This window comes from Pseudomonas sp. MDV22-iso1, assembly GCF_058145095.1.
Genome location: NZ_JBYVMF010000006.1, coordinates 1 through 25,993, shown reverse-complemented (window position 1 = coordinate 25,993; position 25,993 = coordinate 1). Strand labels below are relative to the sequence as shown.

The 25,993-nt window shown below is 59.1% G+C and carries 22 protein-coding genes, 1 tRNA gene and 2 pseudogenes; 11 read left to right on the top strand and 14 right to left on the bottom strand.

Annotated elements, in window-relative coordinates:
• The first annotated feature begins 26 nt into the window (after positions 1–26).
• Positions 27–103 (top strand) — tRNA-Met (locus AC3ZVB_RS09395).
• A gap of 107 nt (positions 104–210) precedes the next feature.
• On the opposite strand, the gene AC3ZVB_RS09390 is transcribed toward AC3ZVB_RS09395, so the two are convergent.
• Entirely contained in the window at positions 211–1,320 is a 1,110-nt protein-coding gene (locus AC3ZVB_RS09390; RefSeq protein ID WP_490146367.1) for a DUF2817 domain-containing protein, read from the bottom strand.
• A gap of 164 nt (positions 1,321–1,484) precedes the next feature.
• Between AC3ZVB_RS09390 and ggt the strand changes: the two genes are divergently transcribed.
• Positions 1,485–3,314, top strand: coding sequence for a gamma-glutamyltransferase (gene ggt / locus AC3ZVB_RS09385; protein ID WP_490146366.1), 1,830 nt, complete (start codon positions 1,485–1,487; stop codon positions 3,312–3,314).
• A 54-nt stretch (positions 3,315–3,368) separates the two neighbouring features.
• On the opposite strand, the gene ddlA is transcribed toward ggt, so the two are convergent.
• Positions 3,369–4,463, bottom strand: coding sequence for a D-alanine--D-alanine ligase (ddlA, locus tag AC3ZVB_RS09380; RefSeq protein ID WP_490146365.1), 1,095 nt, complete (start codon positions 4,461–4,463; stop codon positions 3,369–3,371).
• Positions 4,464–4,473: 10 nt separating this feature from the next.
• Complete coding sequence (locus AC3ZVB_RS09375; protein WP_162439695.1) at positions 4,474–5,115, bottom strand: LysE family translocator; 642 nt, start codon at positions 5,113–5,115, stop codon at positions 4,474–4,476.
• A 153-nt stretch (positions 5,116–5,268) separates the two neighbouring features.
• On the opposite strand from AC3ZVB_RS09375, the gene AC3ZVB_RS09370 reads away from it, so the two are divergent.
• Together AC3ZVB_RS09370 and AC3ZVB_RS09365 are read left to right on the top strand one after the other, a co-directional pair.
• Positions 5,269–6,081, top strand: a complete 813-nt coding sequence (locus AC3ZVB_RS09370; RefSeq protein WP_490146364.1) for an AraC family transcriptional regulator — start codon at positions 5,269–5,271, stop codon at positions 6,079–6,081.
• A gap of 76 nt (positions 6,082–6,157) precedes the next feature.
• Positions 6,158–6,526 (top strand): cupin domain-containing protein, encoded by a 369-nt coding sequence (locus AC3ZVB_RS09365; protein ID WP_162439697.1) that lies wholly within the window; start codon positions 6,158–6,160, stop codon positions 6,524–6,526.
• Between the two features lie 42 nt (positions 6,527–6,568).
• Here the strand turns inward: AC3ZVB_RS09365 and AC3ZVB_RS09360 are convergent, their stop codons facing one another.
• The 4 genes and pseudogenes from AC3ZVB_RS09360 to AC3ZVB_RS09345 form a co-directional block, all read right to left on the bottom strand.
• Positions 6,569–7,162 (bottom strand): flavin reductase family protein, encoded by a 594-nt coding sequence (locus AC3ZVB_RS09360; protein ID WP_490146363.1) that lies wholly within the window; start codon positions 7,160–7,162, stop codon positions 6,569–6,571.
• Between the two features lie 55 nt (positions 7,163–7,217).
• Positions 7,218–7,655: pseudogene (locus tag AC3ZVB_RS09355) on the bottom strand (methyl-accepting chemotaxis protein); the annotation flags it as partial.
• 102 nt (positions 7,656–7,757) lie between these two features.
• Positions 7,758–8,444, bottom strand: a pseudogene (locus tag AC3ZVB_RS09350) (PAS domain-containing protein); the annotation flags it as partial.
• A gap of 219 nt (positions 8,445–8,663) precedes the next feature.
• Entirely contained in the window at positions 8,664–9,977 is a 1,314-nt protein-coding gene (locus AC3ZVB_RS09345) for an MFS transporter (RefSeq protein WP_194692751.1), read from the bottom strand.
• 169 nt (positions 9,978–10,146) lie between these two features.
• On the opposite strand from AC3ZVB_RS09345, the gene panB reads away from it, so the two are divergent.
• Positions 10,147–10,965: a 3-methyl-2-oxobutanoate hydroxymethyltransferase gene (gene panB, locus AC3ZVB_RS09340; RefSeq protein ID WP_490146362.1), complete on the top strand. Its 819-nt coding sequence runs from the start codon at positions 10,147–10,149 to the stop codon at positions 10,963–10,965.
• Here panB and AC3ZVB_RS09335 read toward each other — a convergent pair.
• Positions 10,950–12,347, bottom strand: coding sequence for an aminotransferase-like domain-containing protein (locus tag AC3ZVB_RS09335; RefSeq protein ID WP_490146361.1), 1,398 nt, complete (start codon positions 12,345–12,347; stop codon positions 10,950–10,952). The genes panB and AC3ZVB_RS09335 overlap by 16 nt on opposite strands.
• Before the next feature lie 181 nt (positions 12,348–12,528).
• Between AC3ZVB_RS09335 and AC3ZVB_RS09330 the strand changes: the two genes are divergently transcribed.
• Both AC3ZVB_RS09330 and AC3ZVB_RS09325 read left to right on the top strand, forming a co-directional pair.
• A complete protein-coding gene (locus tag AC3ZVB_RS09330; RefSeq protein ID WP_162439703.1) occupies positions 12,529–13,947 on the top strand; it encodes a short-chain fatty acid transporter in 1,419 nt (472 codons plus the stop codon).
• Positions 13,948–14,171: 224 nt separating this feature from the next.
• On the top strand, positions 14,172–14,696 hold the full coding sequence (locus tag AC3ZVB_RS09325; RefSeq protein ID WP_162439704.1) for an SET domain-containing protein: 525 nt from the start codon (positions 14,172–14,174) through the stop codon (positions 14,694–14,696).
• 5 nt (positions 14,697–14,701) lie between these two features.
• Here the strand turns inward: AC3ZVB_RS09325 and can are convergent, their stop codons facing one another.
• Positions 14,702–15,346 carry a carbonate dehydratase gene (gene can / locus AC3ZVB_RS09320; RefSeq protein ID WP_162439705.1) on the bottom strand — a complete coding sequence of 215 codons (645 nt, stop codon included), beginning with the start codon at positions 15,344–15,346 and terminating at the stop codon, positions 14,702–14,704.
• A gap of 152 nt (positions 15,347–15,498) precedes the next feature.
• Between can and AC3ZVB_RS09315 the strand changes: the two genes are divergently transcribed.
• Positions 15,499–15,903 (top strand): serine kinase/phosphatase, encoded by a 405-nt coding sequence (locus AC3ZVB_RS09315; RefSeq protein WP_194692754.1) that lies wholly within the window; start codon positions 15,499–15,501, stop codon positions 15,901–15,903.
• Positions 15,904–16,026: 123 nt separating this feature from the next.
• Here AC3ZVB_RS09315 and rimI read toward each other — a convergent pair whose 3' ends face one another.
• Both rimI and AC3ZVB_RS09305 read right to left on the bottom strand, forming a co-directional pair.
• Complete coding sequence (gene rimI / locus AC3ZVB_RS09310; RefSeq protein ID WP_162439707.1) at positions 16,027–16,479, bottom strand: ribosomal protein S18-alanine N-acetyltransferase; 453 nt, start codon at positions 16,477–16,479, stop codon at positions 16,027–16,029.
• Positions 16,472–17,212 (bottom strand): energy transducer TonB, encoded by a 741-nt coding sequence (locus tag AC3ZVB_RS09305; protein ID WP_162439716.1) that lies wholly within the window; start codon positions 17,210–17,212, stop codon positions 16,472–16,474. The genes rimI and AC3ZVB_RS09305 overlap by 8 nt, the downstream gene beginning before the upstream one ends.
• A gap of 207 nt (positions 17,213–17,419) precedes the next feature.
• Here AC3ZVB_RS09305 and mksB point away from each other — a divergent pair, with 207 nt between their 5' ends.
• Genes mksB through mksF form a run of 3 tightly spaced genes read left to right on the top strand, consistent with a single transcriptional unit; the run spans position 17,420 to position 22,225 of the window.
• A complete protein-coding gene (gene mksB, locus AC3ZVB_RS09300; RefSeq protein ID WP_162439708.1) occupies positions 17,420–18,697 on the top strand; it encodes an Mks condensin complex protein MksB in 1,278 nt (425 codons plus the stop codon).
• On the top strand, positions 18,687–19,388 hold the full coding sequence (mksE, locus tag AC3ZVB_RS09295; RefSeq protein ID WP_162439709.1) for an Mks condensin complex protein MksE: 702 nt from the start codon (positions 18,687–18,689) through the stop codon (positions 19,386–19,388). The genes mksB and mksE overlap by 11 nt, the downstream gene beginning before the upstream one ends.
• Positions 19,385–22,225, top strand: coding sequence for an Mks condensin complex protein MksF (gene mksF / locus AC3ZVB_RS09290; protein ID WP_194692755.1), 2,841 nt, complete (start codon positions 19,385–19,387; stop codon positions 22,223–22,225). The genes mksE and mksF overlap by 4 nt, the downstream gene beginning before the upstream one ends.
• Before the next feature lie 65 nt (positions 22,226–22,290).
• Here mksF and AC3ZVB_RS09285 read toward each other — a convergent pair whose 3' ends face one another.
• Genes AC3ZVB_RS09285 through AC3ZVB_RS09275 form a run of 3 tightly spaced genes read right to left on the bottom strand, consistent with a single transcriptional unit; the run spans position 22,291 to position 25,850 of the window.
• Positions 22,291–24,594 (bottom strand): PqiB family protein, encoded by a 2,304-nt coding sequence (locus AC3ZVB_RS09285; RefSeq protein WP_490146360.1) that lies wholly within the window; start codon positions 24,592–24,594, stop codon positions 22,291–22,293.
• Complete coding sequence (locus AC3ZVB_RS09280) at positions 24,587–25,204, bottom strand: paraquat-inducible protein A (RefSeq protein ID WP_162439712.1); 618 nt, start codon at positions 25,202–25,204, stop codon at positions 24,587–24,589. The genes AC3ZVB_RS09285 and AC3ZVB_RS09280 overlap by 8 nt, the downstream gene beginning before the upstream one ends.
• Positions 25,191–25,850, bottom strand: a complete 660-nt coding sequence (locus AC3ZVB_RS09275; RefSeq protein ID WP_162439713.1) for a paraquat-inducible protein A — start codon at positions 25,848–25,850, stop codon at positions 25,191–25,193. The genes AC3ZVB_RS09280 and AC3ZVB_RS09275 overlap by 14 nt, the downstream gene beginning before the upstream one ends.
• Positions 25,851–25,993: the final 143 nt, after the last annotated feature.

Here is a 25,993-nt window from a genome sequence, read left to right as displayed (position 1 = left end):
TTACCGGTGAATAATGCGCGCCACTTGGCTACATAGCTCAGTTGGTTAGAGCATAGCATTCATAATGCTGGGGTCCGGGGTTCAAGTCCCTGTGTAGCCACCAAGTACTAAAAACGGCTTACCGAAAGGTAGGCCGTTTTTTTATGCCTCGAGAAAAGTCCCGGTAAAACCTGGAGCGGACGTTGCCCGCTCCGGCTCGAACACTTCCCTTCAGGTGCGAATCGTCGGCAGTGCTGCCAACGCCTTCTCCCATATCTGCCAGGTCCGCAGCCAGACCATCGCCTGCCAGTCGCTGTCAGCGGGATAGAACTGTTCCAGCAAATTCAGTTTGATCTCGCACCCTGTCTTGTCGCTCGGGTCGCCATGCAGATGCAGCCAATGATCATCGCGCAAATGACGATGAACCTCAGGCCCCGGATACGTCCCGCACTCGATCACAAAAGGCATCAACTTCACCTTCGGCAAGGCATCGATCAGCGCTTGAGAGGTATAGCCGGTGGCCGTTGCTGCAACGCCGGTTTCGCTCAACGTGTCGGCACCGGTCAGCAGGGTGTAAAGCCAGGGGCCGTAGATCGCCTGGGCATCGGGAAGGGCCGGGTAAGCCGCTTCGGTGATGGTCAGCAACATCGGATGTCCATACTCGCCGGCGCCTGTGTGCAAGTCGAAACACATGGCGACTTCGGCATGACTGATGTGTTTCTGGAGGATCTGGTGCAACGTCCGGTTTGACCAGCTCGGTGCCAGCCCGCCATAAAACAGACCATCGGGATGACGGTGCTGCCCGCCTTCGACAATCGACATCACCGCTGGCCAGCCGTGTTCGCGGATGTTCTTTTCGAGCAGTTCATCGGCGCGATCACGCTCGGGCCCTTCGAGCTCGGTGCAGGCATAGATCTCATGCAGCGCGGCATAGGCCTGATTGTCTGGAACCGCTCGCTCGAAGTTCAGGTGATTGCGGTTGAGGTCGATGTTGTCTTCGTTGACCCGACGCAACCATGCGGTGCCCCAGGGATTGATCAAATGAACCATCACCACCGCCACATCAGCAGGCAGTGAGCGTTTGCCCAGTTCCTGCAACCATCGAGTCTGGCAGCCCGAACCGTAGAACCCCTCAACGCCGTGGGTGCCGCTCAGCGCGATCAGCAAGCGCTTGGCGTGCGGATCGCCGAGTATCGCTACATCGGTGCTGAGCGGCTCACCGAACGGCCCCTTGAGAGGATGCGGGTACTCGGTCAGCGTTGCGCCGGCGGAGTTCGCTGCCGCGAGGAATTGTTCACGCAGCGTGCGATAGCCTGGCTGGGAGGGAAATTCGGTGTGCATGCCTGCCTCTTGTTGATCTTCTGGTCAGTCTGATGAACTCGACCCTACAGAAAATAGCTCGGTTCATGAAGGACAAAAGCGTCTTTACTGTAGGCCTTGGTTTGCTTCACCGGATGTCGGTCGATACAGTCCCCGGATCTTTTCCCACGGACGGAGTGCCCCACGTGTCTTCAGTTTTCCACTTGAGCCGCTATCGCCTTTCAGCGTTGTCATTGATTGTCACTGCACTGACGCTGGTCGCCTGCGCCCCACCCTCATCAACACTGCCCCTCGCCCCGGAAGCCGCCTCAGGTTTTCGCACCGACCTGCAGACCCGCCACGCGACAAAACACATGGCCGCTGCGGCGAATCCGCTGGCAGCCGAAGCCGGCCGGGACATGTTGCGCCAAGGGGGGTCGGCCATTGATGCCGCCATTGCGATGCAGGCCGTGCTGACCCTGGTCGAGCCACAATCCTCGGGCATCGGTGGTGGTGCGTTGATCGTGTTGTGGGACGGCAAGAACGTGCGTACCTATGACGGTCGCGAAACCGCACCCGCCGGCGCGACCGAAAAGCTGTTTCTCCAAGTCGATGGCACACCGATGCCGTTCACCCAGGCTCAGATTGGTGGTCGTTCCGTGGGGACGCCTGGCGTGTTGCGCGCGCTTGAACTGGCGCATCAGAAGCACGGTCGTTTGCCTTGGGCGAAGCTGTTCGAGCCGGCCATCACACTTGCAGAGCAAGGCTTTGCCATCTCGCCGCGACTTCACCGTTTGATTGCTGCGGATTCGTCCCTTCGCCGATCACCGGAGATGGTGGCGTATTTCCTGAATGCCGATGGCAGCCCGAAAGCCGTTGGTACGCGACTGCAAAACCCGGCGCTCGCTGGCGTGCTCCGACGCATTGCCCACGAAGGGCCGGACGCACTGTACAAAGGTCCCGTCGCCGAAGAGATCGTCGCCAAGGTTCAGGGGCACGCCAACCCCGGCAGCCTGACGCTGAACGACCTCAAAGGCTATAGCGCCAAGGAACGTACACCGCTGTGCACCGATTACAAACGCTGGCAAGTCTGCGGCATGCCCCCTCCCTCGTCGGGAGGCATTGCCGTCGCGCAAATCCTGGGCACGCTGGAGGCCCTGGAATCTCGTGATAAACGCTTCGCCCTGGCGCCGATGAAACCGCTTGAGACCGCCGCACCCGCGGGTATCGAACCCACCCCTGACGCCGTGCACCTGATCTCCGAAGCCGAGCGACTGGCCTATGCCGACCGCGCGCAATACGTCGCTGACACAGACTTCGTGCCCGTCCCCGTCAAAGGCCTGGTGGACCCGGCTTATCTGACCAGCCGGGCGGCCCTGATCGGTGATCGGAGCATGGGCACGGCCAAACCGGGCACGCCACCCGGCATACAGGTCGCCTACGCGCCAGACCGTTCACCACTGCGAATCTCCACTTCGCAAGTCGTGGCCGTCGATGACCAGGGCGGTGCGGTGTCCATGACCACCACCGTGGAGTCCGCCTTCGGTTCACACCTGATGGTGCAAGGCTTTCTGCTGAACAACCAGATGACCGATTTTTCGTTCATCCCCGAAGAGAACGGGCAGAAAGTCGCCAACCGCGTCGAACCCGGCAAACGTCCCCGCTCGTCCATGGCGCCCACGTTGATCTTTGATCGCCAGAGCGGCGAGTTCGTGGCCACCCTCGGGTCCCCCGGGGGCTCGCAAATCATCGAGTACGTCGCCAAGACCACCATTGGCCTTCTCGACTGGAACCTCGACCCGCAAGCCGCCATCAGCCTGCCTAACTTCGGCAGCCGTAACGGCCCGACGGAGCTGGAACAGGGACAATTCAGCGCTGGGCTGATTCAGGCGTTGAAGGCCAAAGGTCACAGCGTCAACGAGATCGACATGACCAGCGGGACCCAGGCGATTGTTCGGGTCAGGGATGCGCAGGGCAACGTATCTTGGGCGGGCGGGGCTGATCCACGGCGCGAGGGGGAAGCGTTGGGGGATTGAGTTGAAGCAGCACGCGGGAAACCCGGAGGACGAAAAACGCCTCCGGGTTTTTTACTATCTGGAAATCTTCAAAGCCCGCCGTGCTTCGTGCTTCTCCAGCGCCAGCTCGATCAATCGGCTGACGAGCTCGCTGTAGGTCATGCCCGTGGCCTGCCACAGCTTGGGGTACATGCTGATGCGGGTGAAGCCTGGCAGGGAATTGATCTCGTTGATCAGCACTTCCCCGTTATCGGTCAGGAACACATCGACCCGCGCCAGCCCGGAGCAGCCCAACACGTGGAATGCCTCGACCGCCATCGCGCGAATGCGCTCACTGGCCTCGACACTGATAGTGGCAGGCACCACCACCTCAGCCGCCTGAGCATCGATGTACTTGCTGTCGTAGGAGTAAAAACCGCTGCGCACGACGATCTCGCCGCACCCACTGGCGATCGCGTCCTCGTTGCCGAGCACGGCGCACTCGATCTCGCGGCCGCTGACGGCGGATTCGATCAACACTTTTTCATCAAACCCCAGCGCCAGCTCAACGGCAGCCGTGTATTCGGCTTCATCGCTGACTTTGCTCACGCCCACGGAGGATCCCTGATTCGCCGGTTTGACGAACAGCGGCAGTCCCAGTTTGTCCTGCACTTCGGCGAAACCGGTGCGCGCAGCGGAGGCACGGGTCAAGGTCACGAAGGGTGTTACCACCAACCCGGCATCGCGCAGCAGTCGCTTGCTGATGTCCTTGTCCATGCACACGGCCGAACCGAGTACGTCGGAGCCGACAAAAGGCAGGTCCGCCATGCGCAATAAACCTTGCAGGCAGCCATCCTCACCGAGGGTGCCGTGGACGATCGGGAAGATCACATCCACATGCCCCAGCAGTTCCTGACTGGAGGTTTCGACCAGTTGCTGGCGGGCCTTGCCGGGCACGACGGCCAGTTCACGGTTGGACTGATTGAGCGCAATCAGCGCCGGATTTTCCTGGTTAAGCAAAAAATTCGAAGGGTCATTGAGGTGCCAGTGGCCTTGCTTGTCGATACCGATCAGCACCGGCTCGTAACGCGAACGATCCAGTGCATCGACGATGTTTTTCGCCGACTGCAACGACACTTCGTGCTCAGCCGAACGGCCACCAAAAATAACACCTACCCGCAGTTTGCTCATTCGGAACTCCTCAACGATTCGCCACCAGATGCGCACCGAACAGCAGGTAACAACTGCCGGCAAAGCGATCCAGCCATTTACGTGAACGGTTATAGCCTCGGGCCATCCGGCGGCTGGAAAACAGCAACGCCACGCTGCAATACCATGTGAAAGACAAGGTCGCCATGGTCAGCACAGCCAGCGCCAGCAACGTCGTTGGTACGGACGCGGGCATTGCGGTCGCGAAGATCGTCGCAACAAACAGGGCTGATTTTGGATTGGTCATGTTGCCCAAAAATCCCTGGCCATAGACCGACAGCAACGTGCGCACTGCCTCGCCAGGTGAGCCATTTTCGCCCGTAACCAATGGCGGTTTACGCTTGAACTGCTTCAGGCCCAGATAGATCAGATAACAGCCACCCGCAATCTTGAAACTCAGGTAGAGCGTCGGCGCCATGCTGAACAGCGATTTGATTCCCAGCCCGCCCGCTAGCCCCCAAAGTACCGTGCCTGTCGCGACTCCCAGGGCGGCCACAATGCCGTGGCGCTTGGAGTGACTGGCGGCCAATTGCGCGATGTTGAAAAAATTAGGCCCCGGCGTCACCACCGCAACCGTCCACAACAGTGCAAGCGACAACAGCGCAGAGGTGTAGCTCAGGGGGGACAGTTCCATGAGGTGGGTCGCCTTCGTGGCTTCATCGGATGCGCAACACATTGCAACAATTACCTTGGGTTTTCCACTCAATTGGAGCCAGCCATCGGCCAGAAGACAGCTGGCCGGTCACTGGGTTAACGTGTTCTGCATCGAGCTTGAGACAACGTGACCATGGCCAGCCCCCCACCTCACAATGACTGGTTTCACCGGGCCCCCGATGTCGGCGGGCTTCAGCGTTTCGAGGCGTTTTTTGCGGGCCATGGCTACGAGCTGCACCGTCACGATACTTACGCCATCGGCAATACACTGGCCGGTGTGCAGCGCTTTCAATACCGCGGAGGCTGGCGTCATAGCCTGCCCGGCGGGACGATGGTGCTGCACCCGGACGAGGTACACGATGGCGAGGCAGGGACCGAGATCGGGTTTCAATACCGAATGATGTACATCGAGCCGGCGATGATCCAGCAGATGCTGGGCGGTCAGCCACTGCCGTTCATCAAAGATGGGCTGTCGACCGACCCGCGCTTGTTCGCGGCTACGCAAGTGCTGCTGCGCAGTCTGGCTTGCCCCCTCGATCCGCTGGAAGAGCTGGACGCGCTGTTCGACCTTGCACAAGCCCTGAACAATGCCGCCGGAGTCTCCACCACCACACGCCCCACCTTCGACTATGTGGCAGCGGAACGCGCGCGGGAATACATGCACAGCGCGTTGGATCGGACGGTGACACTGGACGAACTGGCCCACCACAGCGGTCGGGATCGCTGGAGTCTATCGAGGGATTTTCGCCTGTTGTTCGGCACCAGCCCTTATCGATACCTGACCATGCGGCGCCTGGACCTGGTGCGCTCGCTGTTGATTCAGGGCCAGTCACTGGTGAGTGCATCGTTGATTGCCGGTTTCACCGATCAGAGTCACATGACCCGTCACTTCGCCAAAACCTTCGGATTGTCGCCGGCCCGCTGGATGAAAATGCATCGGCCTTGAGCCACGCACAATCGTACAAGAAGCAGGCTGATACGTTGGTTATCGTGGCTTCACGATCAATCACGAGAGTTGCTTCATGAACGCTTACAAAAGCCTGAACTTCGCCGAAAAAATCTCCCAAATTGGCCCGCACTGGACGCCTCGGGTCATCGCCGAAATGAACGATTACCAGTTCAAGGTAGTGAAGTTGTCAGGGGATTTCATCTGGCATGACCACTTCGATACCGATGAAGCCTTCATTGTTCTTGAAGGCCGGCTGCGCATCGATTTTCGCGATGGCCACGTGCTGGTCAATGCTGGCGAGATGTATGTGGTGCCCAAAGGCGTCGAGCACAAGCCGTTCGCGGAGCAGGAGGTGAAGCTCCTGCTGATCGAACCCAAGGGCGTGCTCAACACGGGTGACAAAGGGGGTGAACGCACGGCTCAGAATGACGTTTGGGTATAAGAGTCCCCGGTAGAAGCAAGCGGGTTGGTGCCCATCGTTTGCTTATAGCGTCTTGCCGACTACCGGGTCGCCAATGGTCAGGAAGTGCCCGCCTGCCACATGGTGCAAGGTTCGCAAGGCGTCATGCCCCTCAAAGTGCCAGCGGCCGTCGCTGAACACACGCTCATCGGCCTGAGCGGCGATGACTTCGGCGAGGAACAGATCGTACCGCTCGTGGTTTCCGGGTTCTGGCAGCAGCCGGCACTCAAGCCAGGCGACGCAACCTTCGAGCATCGGAGCGTCGATCAACTCAGCGTTGAAGGTCGGCAAGCCATAGGCCTGGAACTTGTCCTTTCCCTGGTCCCGGTTGATGTCCAGGCCTGACGTCGAGCCTACGGTCTGGACGATATCGGCCTGGGCCGCGCAAGGAACGTTCAGCACAAACGTCCCCGAAGCTTCCAGCAACTGCCGGGTCCAGGTGGACTTGTCCAGAACCACGGCAATTTTTGGCGGCTCGAAATCCAGCGGCATGGCCCAGGCCGCCGCCATGATGTTGCGTTGCCCGTCGTGAGCTGCGCTGACCAGCACGGTCGGGCCGTGGTTGAGCAGGCGATAGGCTTTGGACAGGGCAACCGGTTGGCGATGAGAAGCGGTCATGGTTGTCTGCTCCAGAAGAAAAACGCCGATTGTAGCGGGTCCTGTCCTGTCGCGATCAAGTCGCCAGCTGATTGGCAAATTGCCCCACCGCGCTCACCACTTTCTTCGCACCGTCCTGGATTTCGACGATCACCGTGCCCGCCTCCGCCGCCAGCGCCAGGCCTTGTTCCGCCTGGAGCTTGCCTTCGGTCATCAAGGCAACGGCGTTACGCGCCATGTCCTGGTTCTGCCGTACCACGCCGACGATTTCATCGGTGGCCTGGCTGGTGCGTGAAGCCAGCTGACGAACTTCGTCCGCCACTACCGCAAAACCCCGGCCCTGTTCACCGGCGCGCGCGGCTTCGATCGCCGCGTTCAGCGCCAGCAGGTTGGTCTGTTCGGCAATGCCGCTGATGGTTTTGACAATGGTGCCAATGACTAGAGATTGATCGTTCAGCGCTTCGATACCTTCACTGGCGGTTTGCATGTGTTTGGCCAGGTCGCGCATCACGTCAACCGCCTGGGTCACCACGGCGTTACCGCGCTGGGCGCTGTGGTCCGTTTGCTGGGAGGTGCTATAGGCAATGTTTGCGGCTTCTGCGACGGCTTGTTCCTGGTTCACCAGATCGGTGATCACCGTGGCAAATTTCACAATTTTGTAGAGCTTGTCGTTGGCATCGACCACGGGGTTGTAGGACGCCTCCAGCCAGACTGTACGACCATGGCTGTCGATGCGCTTGAAGCGGTCAGCCACGAATTCGCCCGCATTCAAGCGGCGCCAAAAGTCCTGATACCCGGCACTGTTGTACTCCTCGGGCACGCAGAATGTGCGGTGATGCTTGCCCTTGATCTGCGCCAGGCTGTAACCCATGCCACTGAGAAACCGGTCGTTGGCCGTCAGCACGTTGCCGGCGAGATCGAACTCGATCACCGCCGTCGAACGCACCAGCGCGCCGATCAGGTTTTCATGTTCACGGGACGCCTCGATGGTGCGGGTCAGGTCGCTGGAGAAAATCGAGAAGTGCCTGATCCGACCGTCCGCGGAACGAATCGGCTGCATGATCGAACGCAGCCAGGCTTCCTGACCATCACCGCGCAACAAACGCACCGCGCCGGCAAAATGCTCGCCACGGGTGAGCGCGTTTTTGAAACGGTGGTGGAACTCGTCCGACTTCACGTGGGCTGGCACGATGTCGTCGATGTGTCGACCGATCAGGTCGTGGCCCTTGTAGAGCATCTCATCAATGAAATTCGGGTTGGCCGATTGAATTCGCCCGTCAGGATCGAGTGCCAGGACCAGCATTTCGCTTTCCAGACTGTCCTTCACTTGCTGAAGGCTGGAGAGTTCTTCACGAAGAGCCGACAGCTCCTGCTTCATGCGTTTATTGAACATGGAATGCACCGATGGACAGGGGTAGAAAGCGAACTGCAGCCCTAGCCATCGGCTTTGGAGATATTTTCTGAAGAGCGTTTCAGGGGGCTCCTGCAAAAATAGTTGCGGCCCGTGAGGCGCCTTCTCCGTTTACGCCGCACCAGCCGCCGGGCAACGTCCGACACTCGGCATTCGCGCACCGAAATACGCGGCGCTGATCACGCCCACTGTTCCCATTACTGCACTGAAGATCACGCAGATCCATGGGCTCCAGGGCATCAAGCCGATCAGCAACAACGGTGTGATACTCGCCCATGCGGCGTAGGCAATGTTGTAGGTGAAGGAAATGCCGGAGACGCGAACCCGCGCAGGGAACAGGCTGACCATCACTGACGGCACGGCACCCACTACCCCGCAACACAGACCGGCAATCGCGTATGCCAGCCCTGTCCAGTTTGCGCCGGTGATCAGGCAGGCGTAGAGCACGCCGATCCCCATCGGCAGCAGCAGGCTATACAGCATGACGGTGCGCCAGGCGCCGATGCGATCGACCAACAACCCGGCGAGTACACACCCGATGTTCAAGAACACGATGCCCAGGGCGCTCAGCCCGAAGGTATAGCTGGCGGTCATGCCGAAGGTTTTCTGCATCATGGTCGGGGTGATGACGACGAAGACCACCACCGCCGACGTCAGTACACAGGTCAGGATCATCGCCGGCAGCATCGCCAGACGATGTTCACGCAGGACCGTGCGCAACGGCAGTTCGACCGCGGCATCCCGCTTGGCTTGCATCGCCATGAACACCGGCGTTTCGCTGAGCCAGCGGCGCAACCACACACCAATCACACCAAAGACTCCGCCGAGCAGGAACGGATAACGCCAAGCGAAATCGAGAATTTCTGCCGGGGTGAACGTTTGCGCCAGAATCGTCGCCGTGAGCGCACCGAGCAGGTAGCCGAACGTCAGTCCCGCCTGCAGGAACCCCAGCGCATAACCGCGGTGCCCGGCCGGTGCGTGCTCGGCAACAAACACCCAGGCGCTCGGCACTTCACCACCCACCGCCGCGCCTTGCAGGATCCGCAGGGCCAACAGCAGCAACGGCGCGAAATACCCGATCTGGGCATAGGTGGGCATGATCCCGATCAGCAGGCACGGGAGCGCCATCATCAGGATGCTCAGGCTGAAGACTTTCTTGCGCCCCATTCTGTCGGCGAAATGCGCCATCAGAATGCCGCCCAACGGCCGTGCCAGGTAGCCCGTAGCGAAGATCCCGAAGCTTTGCAGCAAGCGCAGCCACTCGGGCATTTCCGGCGGAAAGAACAGCTGGCTGAGGGTCAGGGCGAAAAACACGAAAATGATGAAATCGTAGATTTCCAGCGCGCCACCCAGGGCTGCAAGGCCGAGGGTCTTGTAATCCGAACGGGTGAAGGGCGTCGGGCGCGAATCGGTTTGGGCAGTCATGTAAAAGAACTCTGGCATAGGCAAAAACCAAGGCGCCCATGGTCTACGCAAAAGCGCTCACGGACAACCCGAACTGCCCTCTGGGTTGGTTTTTAGCCGTGCTCTGTGCATTGAATTCGCGTTCGTGAAGCTAATAATCGAGCGCTTTCCAACCCACAGGGAAGCCGCCATGAGCAGCCATTCACGCAGTAGACGCCTGACCGTTCCACAGTTGGTGGCCATGAAAGGCCAGCAGAAGATCGTTTCGCTGACGGCCTATAGCCGCTCGATGGCGCAGTTGATGGACCCCTTCGTCGACTTCGTGCTGATCGGCGACTCAACCGCCATGGTTGGCTATGGCCGCACCTCGACGTTGGACATGAGCCTGGAAGAAATTATCGGCCATACCCGTGCGGTCGTCGCCAGCACTCGGCTGGCCTGTGTGATTGCCGACATGCCGTTCGGCAGCTATCAGGAATCACCGCAACAGGCCTACCGCAACTGTGCCGAAGTCATGGCGCGGACCGGCTGCGATGCGCTCAAACTTGAAGGTGGCAAGGCCTTGGCCAGCACCGTTGAGTTTCTGGTGCAGCGTGGCATTCCAGTGATGGCGCACATTGGCCTGATGCCGCAGTACGTGAACGTCATGGGCGGTTTCAAGGCTCAGGGCCTGAACGAGGCGTCTGCCACCGCCATCGAGGAAGATGCGCGCGCACACCTCGCGGCGGGGGCTTTCAGTCTGTTGCTGGAAGGTGTCGCCGAACCTCTGGCGCGGCGCATCAGCGATTTTTCAGCGATGCCGACCATTGGCATCGGCGCCTCACCGGCCTGCGACGGGCAAGTGCTGGTTACCGAGGACATCCTGGGACTCGGCGGCGAACATGTGCCGCGCTTCGTCAAACCCTATGCGGATGTCGGTGCCCTGATCAGCCAGGCATTCGAGTGTTTTGCCGACGAAGTGCGCAACGGCCAGTTTCCACAGATGCAGCACTGCTATGGCGTCAGCTGACGTTCCTGATCAATGGCCTCGGCGAGCATTTTCACGGCCAAACCGATGTCCTTGCTCCAGTCCACGGTGTAGCTCAGGCGCAAGCAATCACGCCACAGCCCCTGCGCACTGAACAACTCGCCGGGCGCGATCACAATGCCTCTGGCCAGCAGACGCTCGTACACCCGGCGCATATCCACCGGGTGTACGGACTGCGCCCAAAGCGTCGCGCCCCCGGCCGCTGTCACCACATTGAGCTGGTCGGCGGCATGCGCTCGAAGCAACCCGGTCATCTGCGTCATGCGCTCGCTCAGCAGACCTCGCACGACCTGAGTGTGCTGATCGACCCGTCGTGAACTGTACAAACGGGCGAGCGCTTTTTGCCGAATCGGCGAGAGGCGAAACGCCCGGTCGAGGCACTGGCGTTGCATTGCCACCTCTTGCCCACGCACCAGCACGTAGGCAAAGGGCGCTTCCGGGCCGATCACCTTATCGAAGGTGGAAAACACTAGCAGTCTGTCGAGGTCGGCAAAATCGCGCATACGCGACGGGTCTGCGTGAAAACCGAACTCGCCGTAGCTGTCGTTTTCGAACAGCCAGACACCCCGCTCGCTCAGCCAGTTGCACAGCTGCTGTTTGTCCGCAGCGGGCATCAGACTGCCATGGGGAGTGCTCACCGCCGATGAGAACACCGCCAGCGCCACGTTTTCACGCTGTAATACCTCGTGGACACGTTGCAGGTCCAAGCGTCCATCCGCCTGCAGAGGCACCTCAATCACCCGAATGTTCGCCGCCTGCAACTGCCGCAGGATCACCCAGGAACACGGCGACTCGACCAGTGCCGCTGTCCCGGACAATTGCAGTGCGGCCAGCGACATCTGCAAAACACTGCGCACATCGGCACCGATATACACCTGCTCCGGGCGCCAATAATGCTCGGTCGATCGGGTGTATCGCTCAGCCAGCGCGGTGCGCAACTCGATCTCGCCGAAAGGCTGATACAACGGCACCGCCGTGCGCGGATATTGCCGCAACAGCTCGCGTTCCATCATCAGCAGCGGATTTTCCAGCGACAACAACATCGACGGTGCATCGCTGCACAGCGCCAGCATGCCGGGCTGACGCGCGCTGGCGTAGACATTGTCGAGCAGGTTGGTTGACGGTAGCGGCTGCGCGAAGGATGCCGGCGCATAGAAGTAACCGAGCTTGGGTCGGGAATAAACTCGCCCCTCGTCTTCGAGCAAGGCATACGCATATTTGGTGGTGGACACGGAGACGCTCAGGCGCAACGCCAACTGTCGCAGTGACGGCAGTTTCATCTCGCCATCCGCTGCGCTTGAGTCGATCAGCTCGACCAGGTAGCGATACACGGCCTGATAGGCAAAAGTGCTGTCCTTGTTCAATCGCAGTCATTCCTTGAGGGAGGCACGGCGCAGCATCCTCCCAAGACGGACCCGACGCAATCGCTCCAAAGAGCAAAACAGCGCCGCATAAACATCTCGATTGATTTACTGTTGGCACCTGTCCAGACGGGCCTGTGAAGCCCTGAAGACCACAATAAACATAAAAATTCGAGGTTCTCTCGTGGCCGCTGAAATCGACGATAGCCGCTATGCCCGCTTTGCCCTTCGTTGCTCGAGCTTTGCCGAGCGCTGGTTTCCCGACTCCTGGGTGTTCGCCGCCCTTGCGGTGATCATTGTCGCCGTGGCCACGATGGCCATGGGCGCCAAACCGACCGACGCTGCCATGGCCTTCGGTGACGGGTTCTGGAGTCTTATCCCGTTCACCATGCAGATGGCGTTTGTGGTGATCGGCGGGTATGTGGTCGCCAGTTCGCCACCCGCGGTGAAACTGATCGACCGACTGGCGCGCATCCCGAAAAACGGCCGTTCCGCCGTGGCCTGGGTGGCGCTGATTTCCATGGTGGCCTCGTTGCTCAACTGGGGCTTGTCGCTGGTGTTTGGCGGTTTGCTCGTACGCGCCCTCGCCCGCCGCACCGATCTGAAAATGGACTACCGCGCCGCCGGTGCAGCTGCCTATCTGGGCCTTGGCGCAGTGTGGGCTCTGGGTCTTTCGTCATCCGCTGCGCAATTGCAGGCCAACCCGGCCAGCCTGCCGCCCTCGATCCTGTCGATCACCGGCGTGATTCCCTTTACCCAGACAATCTTTCTCTGGCAGTCCGGCGTGCTGTTGCTGGCGCTGATCATTATTTCGCTGATCATTGCCTACGCCACCGCCCCCGGCCCGAACACCGCACGTGATGCGAAAGCGTGCGGCATCGACCCGAGTTTCAATCTGCCCCCCCTGCAACCGCGCACCCGTCCCGGTGAATGGCTGGAGCACAGCCCGTTGCTGACGATTCTGCTGGCGCTGCTGGCTGCGGGGTGGCTGTTCCATGAGTTTTCGACTAAACCGGCGATCAGCGCGATTTCCGGCTTGAATACCTACAACTTCCTGTTCCTGATGCTCGGCGCCTTGCTGCATTGGCGGCCCCGCAGCTTCCTCGACGCGGTCGCACGGGCGGTGCCGACCACTACGGGCGTGCTGATCCAGTTTCCGTTGTACGGCTCGATCGCTGCGCTGATGACCACTGTCAAAGGCACGGACGCCCAGACCCTGGCTCATCACATCTCAACCTTCTTCGTCAGTATTGCGTCCCACGACACTTACGCGCTGTTGATGGGGGTGTACTCGGCGATCCTGGGGTTCTTCATTCCTTCCGGTGGCGGCAAATGGATCATCGAAGCGCCGTACGTCATGCAGGTGGCCACGGACCTTAATTACCATCTGGGCTGGGCCGTGCAGATCTACAACGCCGCCGAAGCCCTGCCGAACCTCATCAATCCGTTCTACATGCTGCCGCTGTTGGGTGTGCTGGGGTTGAAGGCTCGGGATTTGATCGGGTTCTCGTTCGTGCAACTGCTCGTACACACGCCGATCGTGCTGTTTCTGCTGTGGGCGCTGGGGACGACGCTGGTGTATACGGCGCCGGTGATGCCGTAACGCCACTGATTGCACCTGCTGTGAGGTAGGTGCAGTCACATCAAAGTCGAAGGAGCATTGCCGCGTAAGCCCAGGCTGACGCGGAAAATGGCTCATTTCCTCTGTCATTTGTGTCAGTAGACCGTTTGATTGTTTTGCTAAAGACTTGAGACGTACCCACGTGCAGCAGGGCTGACAAGAAGTCGGCAGGTGGAAGTCGCGGCACTCAACAGACAAGGAATGTTATGAGAACCCTCGCCGAACATGGATTGCCCCCGCCATCACACCCAGGCATCTACCCCTTCGTAGAATTGCCACTTCGCCTTGGATTCCCGTCCAGAAACGACTTTGAAATCATCCACTGCGCAGAGGGATCAGCCGTGGCTGTCGCAGTTTTACGGGAGTTTCCACGCATCACTCGCATCTGTCGGGTCTCGGGGCAACTTCTACCCTATCGCTCGCGAAACACCCGCCAGCTGGCGCCGGGGATTCATATCTATGACCCGCGCTTCTGTGGCTTGCTGAGCCATTCCTGCGACCCTAACGTCTTTCTCGACATGAGCGAGCTGTGGTTATGGGCACTCAAGGACCTCAGGAAAGGTGATCGCCTGACGATGGACTTCGCCGCGACGGAAGACCGACTGCAGCGACAGTTTGCCTGCCGCTGCGCAAGTCCCGATTGCCGTGGCTGGATCACCGGTTACGATGAATCGCCGAACGACAATGGCCGAGAGTTCCTCCAACACTGGCGTCGAAGAACGCTCGAGTGAGGCCGTTACTGCGCCTCGATCGGACGCAGGCGGTACTGCGGCGGCAACTGCTCGAACCCGCTGATGGTCGCGTTCAGGCTTTTCCAGCGGCCGTCCTTGATGCCGTAAATGCAGCCGTGAATCGACAGTTTCTGTCCACGGTGCCAGGCGTTTTGCACAATGCTGGTGTGACCGACGTTCGCCACTTGCTGAATGACGTTGAGTTCACAGAGACGGTCGACCCGCTCTTCTTCGGTCGGCAACTTGGCCAGTTCTTCGCGCTTTTCGTAGTAAAGGTCGCGAATCGAGCGCAGCCAGCCATCGATCAGTCCTAACTGGCGGTCCTGCATCGAGGCACGCACGCCGCCGCAGCCATAGTGGCCGGTGACGAGGATGTGTTTGACCTTGAGCACGTCCACTGCGTATTGAATCACTGACAGGCAGTTGAGGTCGGTGTGCAGCACGACGTTGGCGACGTTGCGGTGGACGAACAGGTCGCCGGGCAGCATGCCAACGATCTCGTTCGCCGGTACGCGGGCGTCGGAACAACCGATCCACAGGTACTCTGGCGTTTGCTGACGGGCCAGCTTGGCGAAGAAGTCAGGATCTTCTTTGGTGATCGCGTCAGCCCAGCGCTCGTTGTTATTAATCAGATCTTGTAATTCGTTCATGCAATGAAGCCTCGAGAATGATGCGCTTCTATGACAGACAACCATCCGTCGGGGTCACGCGCGAGATGCAGATAGCCGGTGTTGCACGCCGGCGGAATTCTCATGAGCCCTGTGGGTCCACCCTAGTAAGGCCCACAGTATGAGGAATTACCATGACTGATTCACGACGTCCGTTCGATGCGACACAGCCAGAGCCCATCGATGATAACGAAGACCGCATGGGTTCGATGCATGAGCTGGATTTCGACGACGATGAACCCAGCGCAAAAATTGGCGAAGAAATTCCGGAAAACGAGCGTGAGCAACTGATGCCCCGCGAGCGTGTGCGCGAAGCCGGCATGACCGGGGCTTCCACCGATGACCACGAATCCACAGATGATGACATGAGCCCTGAGACGCTGATTCGTGAGGACGGTGCCCGTGATGCGAAGGAAGCGGGTGAAGGGGGTCAGGCGGATTGGGATTTGAGCATTGTCGATGAAGACGACATTGGCGGCGGTAACGGTCTGGATGAAGCTGAATTGGCGAAGCGCGATCCGCTGGATGGGAATCGCTGATCAACTCGACTGACCAGACTTCCCTGTAGGAGCTGCCGAAGGCTGCGATCTTTTAATGTTGGAGAGGTTGCGGCTCAGAAGATCAAAAGATCGCAACCTTCGGCAGCTCCTACGGGGCTTTGTTCAATCGACCAACGTGCAGGCCATGACTACCGCATCTTCGCGCCCGCCCACCGCCGGGTAGTAATCCCGGCGACGGCCAATCTCGTTGAATCCATAGCGCTCATACAACCGAAATGCGGAACGATTGCTATCGCGCACTTCCAGGAAACACTCACGCGCCTCAGCCTTGTAGGCAATCGACATGAGATGCTCCAGCAGCGTCAACCCCAGGCCTCGGCCCTGATTCTCCGGTTTGACGGTGATGTTCAGCAGATGCGCTTCATCGAGGATGATCTGCACAACGCCGTGCCCCACTTGCTGCTGGCCTTCGAACATCAGCCAGATCTGGTACTTGCCCAGCCCGTCCAGAAAAATCCCGCGGGTCCAGGGATGGCTATACGCCGCGTATTCGATTTTCAGGACAGCGTCCATGTCCGCTTCAACCATCGGGCGGAACGTTACAGCGTCACTCATTTGATTCTTTCCAGCGCGCCATCAGCCGACGCATGGCTTGCCAGACATCAGCCTTACGCTGTGGCTCTTCCATTAAAAGTTCCAGACCCGGCAGGGCCCAGACCGAGCCCAGGCCTTCGACCTGGAGTTCACGGTTGAAGGATTCGGCATTCGCCTCACCGGCGAAACGAACTGCCGGCAAGCCAATCAGCCACACACAGACGCAGGGTGCGTCTTCCAGTCGGGCCGAGAGAAATCCTTGTACAAAATCACGAGCCGCTTCAGGACCCTGGTCCATGGTGCCACGCACCAACAGCGGCCAACGCACCGGCTCGCCGACGATTTGCGGGCTGTCCGGCAGGCCGGCGGCGCGCAACATGTCCTTGAGCAACAGGTACGCAGGGTCGCGGGTTTGAAACGTTTCGCCTGTGGGTAACTCGACCAGCAACAGGCAACGACCGGCGCGCAGCAACTGCAGGGCGAACCGCGGAGGCGGCACAACCGGCGCCTTGATGGCGGCAGGCGCCTCCTCTTCCTCAACTTTCGCGTTCGTGCGAGTGCTGGCCAACGAAGGTCGCGGCACCTCGATTTTTACCCGTTCGGCGGGCTTTATCGTGGGTTCTACCGGCGCGTCCACCACGGGAGCCTGAACAATCGGGGCCTCGACCAAAGGCTCAGGCAGCTCCAACAGCTCGGGCCGCGAAGGCGCAGCAAAAGGCAATTCAGTGCGCGGCAGCCAGTTGACCACCTGCATGGCGGTCAAGTAAGCGCGGCGACGAGACTCGATTAGCAAAGGTCGGCCACTTGTGGATAACTGAGAGTGCGGTGATTCTACCGCCCTTCGTCCAAGATCGCCCGTTGTTGATCGACAGAAAGCCGACTGTCCGTCTTGAGAGTGAATCGCAACCAACGTGATGCAGTACAATCGCTGCTTTTATTCGCCAACCAGCCGGCCATTCCGATGATCGAACCCAAGCGCGTCTTGCGCGCCCTCGCTGAACACTGGGCACTTCTGGAGCCACTGTGCGAGCACTTCGACCAAGGCACCTTGAGCCTCAACGAACTGCGCACACAACTGGGCGCCCAGCAACTTGACAGTACGCCGCAGGACATCACCAGCCTGCTGGATGTGTGGATCCGTCTCGACATTCTGGTTCCCGTGGCAAAAAGCCCGAACCGGTTCGAACTCAACGCGCAGATTCACGACTTCCTCGCGTACCTGCGTCGTGAGCACCGTCTGGGTCTGTGCCTGGAGATCGAGGCCTATCTGCGGCACCTCGAGCGCCTCGCCGGTTATATCCAGGATGCCTTCGACATTCGTGACGGCAGCGACCTGGCGCGCCAGTTGCGCCTGCTCGACATGCGTGTACGAGATGTATTGAAGAAACTCGCCAACGACGAACAGGCCCTGGTGGCCGTGGCCGAACGCGCCAAGACCAGCGACCGGCAAATCCCGCTGCGCCAGCGCTACGCCGAAGTGCTGGCGACGTGGGACGAATACGTCGAGCCGATGATCCAGTTGGTGAACGCCGATGGCGCCTTCGAACAAGGCGTGCGCAAGGTCGAAAATGTTTTACTGAGAATGCTCTCCGAGCAGCAACGCATCGGTCACCTGGTCGACGACGACATGCTGCTGCGCACCCACGCACGTATCCTGGAAATGCAGACCAGTGCCCAGCTGACATTGCGTCATGCTCGCGAACTGCTGTTGCCACTGCGTGAAGAAGCCCGTCGCCACAACGCCGTGACCCGTGGCGCGGCGCTGGCCCTCGCGGCCATCCGGCGTAAAGGCATCGATGCAGTGCCGCAAGCAGCCATGCCGATGTTCACCCGCCCGCAAAGCACCTTCCTCGGCAGCGCCAGTCAGGTCGAAGCCTACGTTTATGCGCTGGCCCGATTCGAGCCGAAACCTGCGCGCTTCCCCAAGGCCCACAAGACCCAGAAAGGCGAAGCGCCGCGCGCGCCACGCACGGTTCGGGAGATGCTCGAACGCTGCGAAGATGCACTGCCGATGCCGGACCTGATGACCTGGTTGCTGGAGCAGGAACCGGACGGCGCCACCGACGAATTGCTGTATTGGTTCTCGCGCCTGTCGCGGGAAAAACGCTTCACACGTGAGCGCCTGGAGCGCCGCGATTACCACACTCATGAGCACCAGGTCAGCCTGCGCTCCTTCGCCCTGCTCTCGGCCCGCGATACCGCCGCCGAGGATTCTGCGAGCACCCCACATGCATCTTGATTTATCCGAACTGTCTCAATTGGCGCCGATCTTCCGCGAGCTGTTCAAGGGCTATCACGTCAGCCGCCGCGACCCGGAACTGTATGCGCAATTATCGAATTTCCAGGATCAGTACCGCACGCTGTTCAAGGCGCTGGGTTTTGAACTGGTCTGCGACACCCGTGGTTTCTATTACTTCGTGCCGGACCTCGCCGCTGCGGCGGTGAACAAGACTGCGCAGCGACTGGCGCTGTTCACCTTTATCCTCGTCGAGCATCTGGCCGACCAGGGGCGCGACCCGGTTGCCGTGCTGGATGGCGGCAGCCTCGGCCGTGATGAATTGCCTTCGCTGCTTGAAAAGTACCGCGACCTGTTTATTCAGGCAGAAGTGCAGACCGTCGAAGAACTCGAAGAAAAAATCATGCGTCGCATGACCCAACTCGGTTTTGCCGGCGAAGAAAACGGCATCTACCGTTTCCTGCCACCGATGCACCGATTCCTCGATGTCTGCCTGTCGGTCCAGCAAGACCGCGATCTGGCGGCCAGCCTGCACAGCGTGCTGCCATTGCCGGTCCCGGTCTTGATCGATGACGACAGCGACGAAAAGCTATTGGAAACTGATGACCCGCTGGACTTGAGTGACTTCGCGGAAGACAGCGAAGAAGACGCGCTGGCCCGCGCCATTGCCGAAGAACAGGAGACCGACGCATGAGCAAGGAACGCTACGGCATTCGCCGCTTTGCCCTTTTGAACACCGCCGGTTACAGCCTCGGCCTGTTCCCGCTGGAAGAACCACTGTCGGTTTACGGCGCGAACAACCTCGGTAAATCTGCCTCGATCAACGCCTTGCAGTTCCCGATTCTGGCGCGCATGTCGGACATGAGTTTCGGCAAGTACAGCCTCGAACAGTCCCGCCGTTTCTACTTCGCGTCGGACACCAGTTACATCCTGGTCGAAGTTTCGCTGCCTCATGGGCCACACGTGATCGGTGTCGTCGGTCGCGGCCCGGGCGGTGGTTTCGGTCACCAGTTCTTCGCCTACGCCGGCAAACTGGATCTGGCCCACTACCAGAAAAACGACACCTGCCTGCGCCAGAAAGAACTGTTCACCAACCTTGAACGTGAAGGCCTCAAAGCCTACGAGCTCAAGCCCGATGAACTGCGGCGTTTGCTCGTCGGCGGCCACACCTCGATTCCGCTCGACCTGACGCTGATCCCGTTGCGTTCCACCAGCGAGCAGAGCCTGAAGACCTTCCGCGCATTGTTCATCAACCTGCTGCACATGCGCGAAATCACGGCAGCCAAGCTCAAGCAACTGTTCCTCGATGCCTTCGAACACAGCTTGCGTTCGGGCAGTGTCGATTACATCGCGGCGTGCGAAGAAGCGTTTCGTGATGTTCGACGCATGGAGCAGGACTACAACTCGCTGGTGACGGCCGGTCCGCTGGTTGAAGCGCTCGCCGCAGGGGTTACCCAGCGCAATATCCTGCGCGGCAAATTGCACCGGATCTCGCCGCTGCTCGATTCCCTGCTGGGCACTTGGGCGGACTACGCCGGTGCACGCAAGGAAGAGCTGACGATTCAGGCCGAACACTACCGCAATGAACAGGACGCGCTGCAAAACGATCAGCGTGGCGGCACACAGGAGCTGATGCGCCTGGAGCGGGAAATCACCGGCATCCAGCGTTGGCTCGGAGAACTGTCGGTACTCAAGCATCGCTTTGCTTTGGTTGATGACGTCAAAGTCCTGGAGCAGCAATTGCTGGCTGCCAAGGACGCGCACGATGAGCTGGCCGGTGCGCTGGCACAATCGCGGCAGTTCAGCGCCGAAGACCTTGAAGAGCGTTTGCGCGACCTGGAGAAACGCCTGAAGTCGGTCAAGCAGCAGCTCGATCACGCTGACAACAACAGCTATGCCCGACTGCGCGAAGAGTTCTCTCAGCAGGATGTCGAACGCCTGATGCGCTTGTTCAACAGCGCGCTGTTCAGCTTGCCGCTGGGCGAGCATGGCATCGCGCTGGATGAAGACGGTCAGTGGGTCAAATCCATGGAGCTGATTCTTGATGGCTTCAAGGGTGAGCGCTTCGAAGTGCCGGGGCTTTCCATCGACCTGTCGCACATCGAACCGCCAGCCCTGCAGGCGCTGGCCGATCGCGCCGCATTGCGGGACCAGAAAGAGCGTCTGGATAAAGAACTCAAGCAACTCAAGACACAGCAAGCCGTCGCGGCCGACCGCGCGGCCAGCAAGACCCAGACCGAAGCGTTGTACCAGCAGGTGCTGGATGCGCAGAAAGCCCTGGAAGATTTCCGTCGCGCACAAACCTTGAGTGCCGAAGAAGGTGACAAGCTTGAGCAACTGGCGCAGATGGAAGCGGCGCAGGACGAGCTGAAACGCTCCAGCGATGCGTTTACCGAACGCGTCCAGCAACTGTCGGCCAAGCTGCAACTGGTCGGTCGTCAGATCGGTGACATGGAAGCCAAGCAACGCACCCTCGACGACGCCCTGCGCCGCCGCCAGTTGTTGCCGGCAGATCTGCCGTTCGGTACGCCATTCATGGACCCGATCGACGATTCCATGGACAACCTGCTGCCGCTGCTCAATGACTATCAGGACAGCTGGCAGGGCTTGCAGCGCAGCGATGGCCAGATCGAGGCGCTTTACGCTCAGGTCCGTCTGAAGGGCGTGGCCAAGTTCGACAGCGAAGACGATATGGAGCGTCGCCTGCAGCTGCTGATCAACGCGTACGCGCATCGCACTGATGAAGCGCTGACCCTCGGCAAGGCTCGCCGTGCGGCCGTGACAGATATCGCCCGAACCCTGCGCAATATCCGCAGCGACTACGACAGCCTTGAGCACCAACTGGCGCTGTTCAACCGCGAGATCAACAAGCGTCAGGTCTCCAACCTGCAGAGCTTCCGCATCGTGCTCGCGCCGAACAAGGAAGCGCTCAAACACATCGATCAGATTATCCACAGCGCCGGCCAGTACGAAGAAGGCGAGACGCTCTCCGTTTTTGACCTGAGCCAAAGTGCCGATCAGGACAACAAGAACGAAGAGGCCAAGGAATACCTGGCACGCCTGGTAGCGGCGAACCACAACCAGCTGGGTCTGAAGGACTTGTTTGAACTTGCCTTCGAGATCACCAAGGTCAATGGTCAACCGGTGATTCACACCGACATCGACGGGGCCGCGTCCAACGGCACGACCATGACCATCAAAGCGCTGACCAACATGTACTTGTTGCTGCACTTGATGGACCGTGACCAGGCCGGTCGCGTGCGCTTGCCTTACTACCTCGATGAAGCTGCTGACATCGACGAGAAGAACCAGGCAGCGCTACTCGAAACAAGTCTGCAACTGGGCTTTGTGCCGATTCTGGCGAGCGTCAAGCCGCAGGTCTGCGCCAGTGTGGCGATTGACCTTGAAGGTGGTAGCGGGCCGAACGGAATCTATATCGATGAAGCGGACTGGAAGTACATCCGTCGTCACGATGAAGTGAAGGCTGTCATTAGCGTTGAAGCGGATGAGGCTGCGCTGGATGCAGTCTGATTTGCGTTAATCGATGGGCGTAAAAAAGGCCGCGATCCAATGGATCGCGGCCTTTTTTGTCGGGCTTATTTACCGAGGGGGATTTTTGGCGCCCAGGTCAGCCATTCGTCTTCAAATTTATCGAACATGGGGAACGTCTGCTCCGGACGCGCAGGATTGCCCATGCGATCGCCATCCGGTGTTGCGAACGCGATGCCGCCCTGGATCAACGTTTCCAGAGATTCGGTGCGCATGGTCGCGCCTTTGAACAGGCCATAGTCGAAACCGAATCCACTGGAGTTCCAAAAGCGCGTACCGCTACGCACCAGTGGCGCGTACTTCGGTTCGATCAGGATATGTATCAGGACGCGATCAGCCGTCTGCCCCAGTTCATAACTTGTCACCTTGCCTACGGTCACTTCGCGATAGGTCACCGGGACGCCGGTTTTCAGCGAGCCGCGACGAGCCGCGCTGAGTACCAGACTCAACCCTGGTTCCTGCTTCACCGCTTCTGGCGGGTTGGACAAGGCTACAAAGTTTTTCTGTGGGCCCAGGTTTTTCAGCGCTGGCTGTACTTCGATGTACTGGCCGGTCACGAGGGTTTCGAGGTTGGACGTCTTGATCAAACCCAACTCCGGTTTGACCACCCAGAACTGACTGCCGGCCCGAGCGATGCGCTCGGGCACCTCGGTAATACGCGCGGTGAGCATCACGGACTGGAGGTCATCGGTCAGATCAACGTCTTCAATCTTGCCGACATCCAAACCTTTGAAACGGACCGGAGTACCGCTGCGCAAACCATCGGCGCGATCCACCTTAATGGTCACTACAGTGCCTTTCTGATTCGCTTCATCATGGTTGGCGAACAGACGGAACCGTGGAATACGCTTCTGCAGCGGCGCTTTGGCTTCAGGGGTTTCAAAAGCGATGCCGCCCGCCATCAGGCTTTGCAGGGATTCGCTTTTCACCTGAATGCCACCGGTCAATCCGCCTGTGAGCGTAATACCGCTGGCGTTCCAGAACCGTGTAGAGGCGTTAACCAAGCCTTCGTACTCTTTCTCGATGTGTACACCGATTACCAATTGCTTCTTGGTTTTAGAGAACTGATAGCTCTGGACGGAACCTACCTTGACCTGTTTGTAGAGAATCGGGCTACCGACTTCCAACGAACCCAGGTTCTCGGTGAATAACACCAAATGCAGACCCGGTGAACGCAAGTCCAGAGGGGGGGCCTTGGGTCGTGCTACGAACTCTCGTTGCGGCGCGGCACCTTTGTCACCGGGACGGATGGCAATGTAGTTTCCCTTCACGAGGGCTTCTAGGCCGGTGATGCCAGCGAGCGAGATCGAGGGTTTGACGACCCAGAACTGCGTGCCGTCGACGAGATAGTCTTCGGCCAATGGGTCCAAAGTGAGTTCTGCAGTGGCAGCAGTCAGGTCCGGATCGACCTTGAGCGCCTTCAGATTACCAACCTGAATTCCTTTGTACATAACCGGCGTACGACCTGCCTGCAGACCTTCAAAATCACTGAGTTTGACCTTGATGCGGATACCAGCCGCAGCCGCGTCGAAGTCTTCGTAGAGACGGAACGGCAAACTTGGATCAGTAGGCGGGCTGTCCTTGCGGTTTTCTGGTGTGGCGAAAGCGATACCCCCCGCGACAATGCTGGCAAGGGATTCGCTGCGCACTTTTACACCGGACAGATTCGCGTCGATGCTGATGCCGCTGGCATTCCAGAAACGTGTGTGTTTGCGCACCAGATTGGCATAAGTGGGTTCGATGAACACTTTGAGTTCAACGGTGCTTTGGTCCTCGGAAAGCAGGTAGCTTTTGACCTGGCCGACCTTGATCTGTTTATAGAACACGGGGCTGCCGCGGTTCAGCGAGCCGAGGCGATCAGCCTTGATCGTCAGGTGCAGACCAGGCTTGGCGTCGGATAATGGCGGTTCCTCAGCCAGTGCCTTGAACTTGCGAGTGGGCTCGCCCTCACCGGGACTGACAGCGATATAGTTGCCCGAAACCAGGGTTTCAAGACCGGTGATACCGGCCAGGGTCACGCTCGGCTTGACCAGCCAGAATCGAGTGCTGGTGCGCAGATACTGCTCCACATCCTTGTTCATCTCGACAGTGGCTATCACACCTTTGGAAGAGCCTTCGTCGTCGAGTTTAAGGGTTTTGACCTTACCGACCGACATCCCCTTGTAGACGACTTCGGTCTTGTTGGCCTGGATGCCTTCACCACTTTCAAAACGCACCAGAATTTCGATTCCAGTTTCGTTGTAAGCCCTCCATCCGAGCCAGCCGCCAATGATCAGAGCGATCAGGGGCAATACCCAAATAGCAGACCAGTTGGAGGCCGGTCGGGTTTTCGCTGTAGGCAAATCAGTCATGGTCGTCGTCCGACTCCGTGTTATCCCAAATCAGTCGGGGATCGAAAGTTACTGCGGCAAGCATCGTCAGAATCACCACACTGGCGAAGGCGATGGCGCCAAGATTGGCTTCAATGCTGGCAAGCCGTCCGAAATTGACTACTGCCACGAGGATGGCAATCACAAAGATATCCAGCATCGACCATCGGCCGATGAACTCGATAAAGCGGTACATCACAATGCGCTGCCGGGCCGAAAGAGGCTGGCGCCTTTGTACGGAAAACAGCAGTAGCGCGATGCCCACCAGTTTGAATGTCGGTACCAGAATGCTGGCGATAAAAACCACCGCCGCAATGGGAATCATGCCGTGCTGAACCAACTGGATGACACCCGACATGATGGTGCTGGGGTCACCTTGGCCAAGCGAGTTGACAGTCATGATCGGCAACAGGTTGGCTGGTATGTAGAGAATCGCGGCCGTGATCAGCAACGCCCAGGTACGTACCAGGCTGTTCGGGCGACGGGCATGTACCAGCGCACCGCAACGGGTGCAAATCTGCTCGTCAGCTTCCTGCTTATTCAACTCATGGCATTCAATGCAAATCAGAATGCCCGCATCAATCGCCCGCATGAGCATCTTCTCCCGATAACGCCTGCCAGATTTGATGAGGCGACATGACGACCTCCAAACAGACCTGGACCAACAACAAACTGATAAAGCACACCAGGCCAAGGCCCACGGTAATAGCTGCCATATCTGCCAGTTTTACAATCGCCACCAGTACGCCCATCAGGTAGACCTCAAGCATTCCCCAATCTCGCAAATGGTGATAAATGCGGTAGAGCAACAAACCGTAACTTCGACCTATATCGAAGCGGATACTCAATAGCACGGCCAATTGGCAGAGTAACTTGGCCAGTGGAATTCCCATGCTGCAGAGGAACACCACGACAGCTACACCTTGCATGCCGGTATCAAACAGGCCAACAACCCCACTCCAGACCGTGTCATGGGACGACTGCCCGAGTAAATTGAGCTCCATGATGGGTAGAAAGTTCGCAGGGATATAAAGCAGCAGGGCGGCGATGACTAAGGCGAGGCTTCGTTGCACGACATTATGACGATTGGCATAGAGTTCGTAACCGCAGCGAGGGCACAACGCTTTCTCGCCGTGTGCGAGTGCTGGCTTGCGCATCAGCAAGTCGCACTCATGACACGCCACCAAGTCGTCCAGTGGTAATTCTGACAGCCCTGAGGCGTCAACCGGATCTGGCATAAAAGACTCTGACTTCGAAAAAGTTGGGCCTATTCTAGTGTTCTTATTCAAAAATAACTGTGCAAATTTGTACCGACGCTTTCGTAGTACTTTCCTGCGGACAAAACAAAACCCCTGTTCGCGTTAGCAAACAGGGGTTTCGG

Coding starts and splice junctions, on each gene's coding strand:
- AC3ZVB_RS09390 (WP_490146367.1), bottom strand. CDS start 1,320: ATGCACACCGAATTTCCCTCCCAGCCAGGCTATCGCACGCTGCGTGAA.
- ddlA (WP_490146365.1), bottom strand. CDS start 4,463: ATGAGCAAACTGCGGGTAGGTGTTATTTTTGGTGGCCGTTCGGCTGAG.
- AC3ZVB_RS09375 (WP_162439695.1), bottom strand. CDS start 5,115: ATGGAACTGTCCCCCCTGAGCTACACCTCTGCGCTGTTGTCGCTTGCA.
- AC3ZVB_RS09370 (WP_490146364.1), top strand. CDS start 5,269: ATGGCCAGCCCCCCACCTCACAATGACTGGTTTCACCGGGCCCCCGAT.
- AC3ZVB_RS09365 (WP_162439697.1), top strand. CDS start 6,158: ATGAACGCTTACAAAAGCCTGAACTTCGCCGAAAAAATCTCCCAAATT.
- AC3ZVB_RS09360 (WP_490146363.1), bottom strand. CDS start 7,162: ATGACCGCTTCTCATCGCCAACCGGTTGCCCTGTCCAAAGCCTATCGC.
- AC3ZVB_RS09345 (WP_194692751.1), bottom strand. CDS start 9,977: ATGACTGCCCAAACCGATTCGCGCCCGACGCCCTTCACCCGTTCGGAT.
- panB (WP_490146362.1), top strand. CDS start 10,147: ATGAGCAGCCATTCACGCAGTAGACGCCTGACCGTTCCACAGTTGGTG.
- AC3ZVB_RS09325 (WP_162439704.1), top strand. CDS start 14,172: ATGAGAACCCTCGCCGAACATGGATTGCCCCCGCCATCACACCCAGGC.
- can (WP_162439705.1), bottom strand. CDS start 15,346: ATGAACGAATTACAAGATCTGATTAATAACAACGAGCGCTGGGCTGAC.
- AC3ZVB_RS09315 (WP_194692754.1), top strand. CDS start 15,499: ATGACTGATTCACGACGTCCGTTCGATGCGACACAGCCAGAGCCCATC.
- rimI (WP_162439707.1), bottom strand. CDS start 16,479: ATGAGTGACGCTGTAACGTTCCGCCCGATGGTTGAAGCGGACATGGAC.
- AC3ZVB_RS09305 (WP_162439716.1), bottom strand. CDS start 17,212: ATGCAGGTGGTCAACTGGCTGCCGCGCACTGAATTGCCTTTTGCTGCG.
- mksB (WP_162439708.1), top strand. CDS start 17,420: ATGATCGAACCCAAGCGCGTCTTGCGCGCCCTCGCTGAACACTGGGCA.
- mksE (WP_162439709.1), top strand. CDS start 18,687: ATGCATCTTGATTTATCCGAACTGTCTCAATTGGCGCCGATCTTCCGC.
- mksF (WP_194692755.1), top strand. CDS start 19,385: ATGAGCAAGGAACGCTACGGCATTCGCCGCTTTGCCCTTTTGAACACC.
- AC3ZVB_RS09285 (WP_490146360.1), bottom strand. CDS start 24,594: ATGACTGATTTGCCTACAGCGAAAACCCGACCGGCCTCCAACTGGTCT.
- AC3ZVB_RS09280 (WP_162439712.1), bottom strand. CDS start 25,204: ATGCGGGCGATTGATGCGGGCATTCTGATTTGCATTGAATGCCATGAG.
- AC3ZVB_RS09275 (WP_162439713.1), bottom strand. CDS start 25,850: ATGCCAGATCCGGTTGACGCCTCAGGGCTGTCAGAATTACCACTGGAC.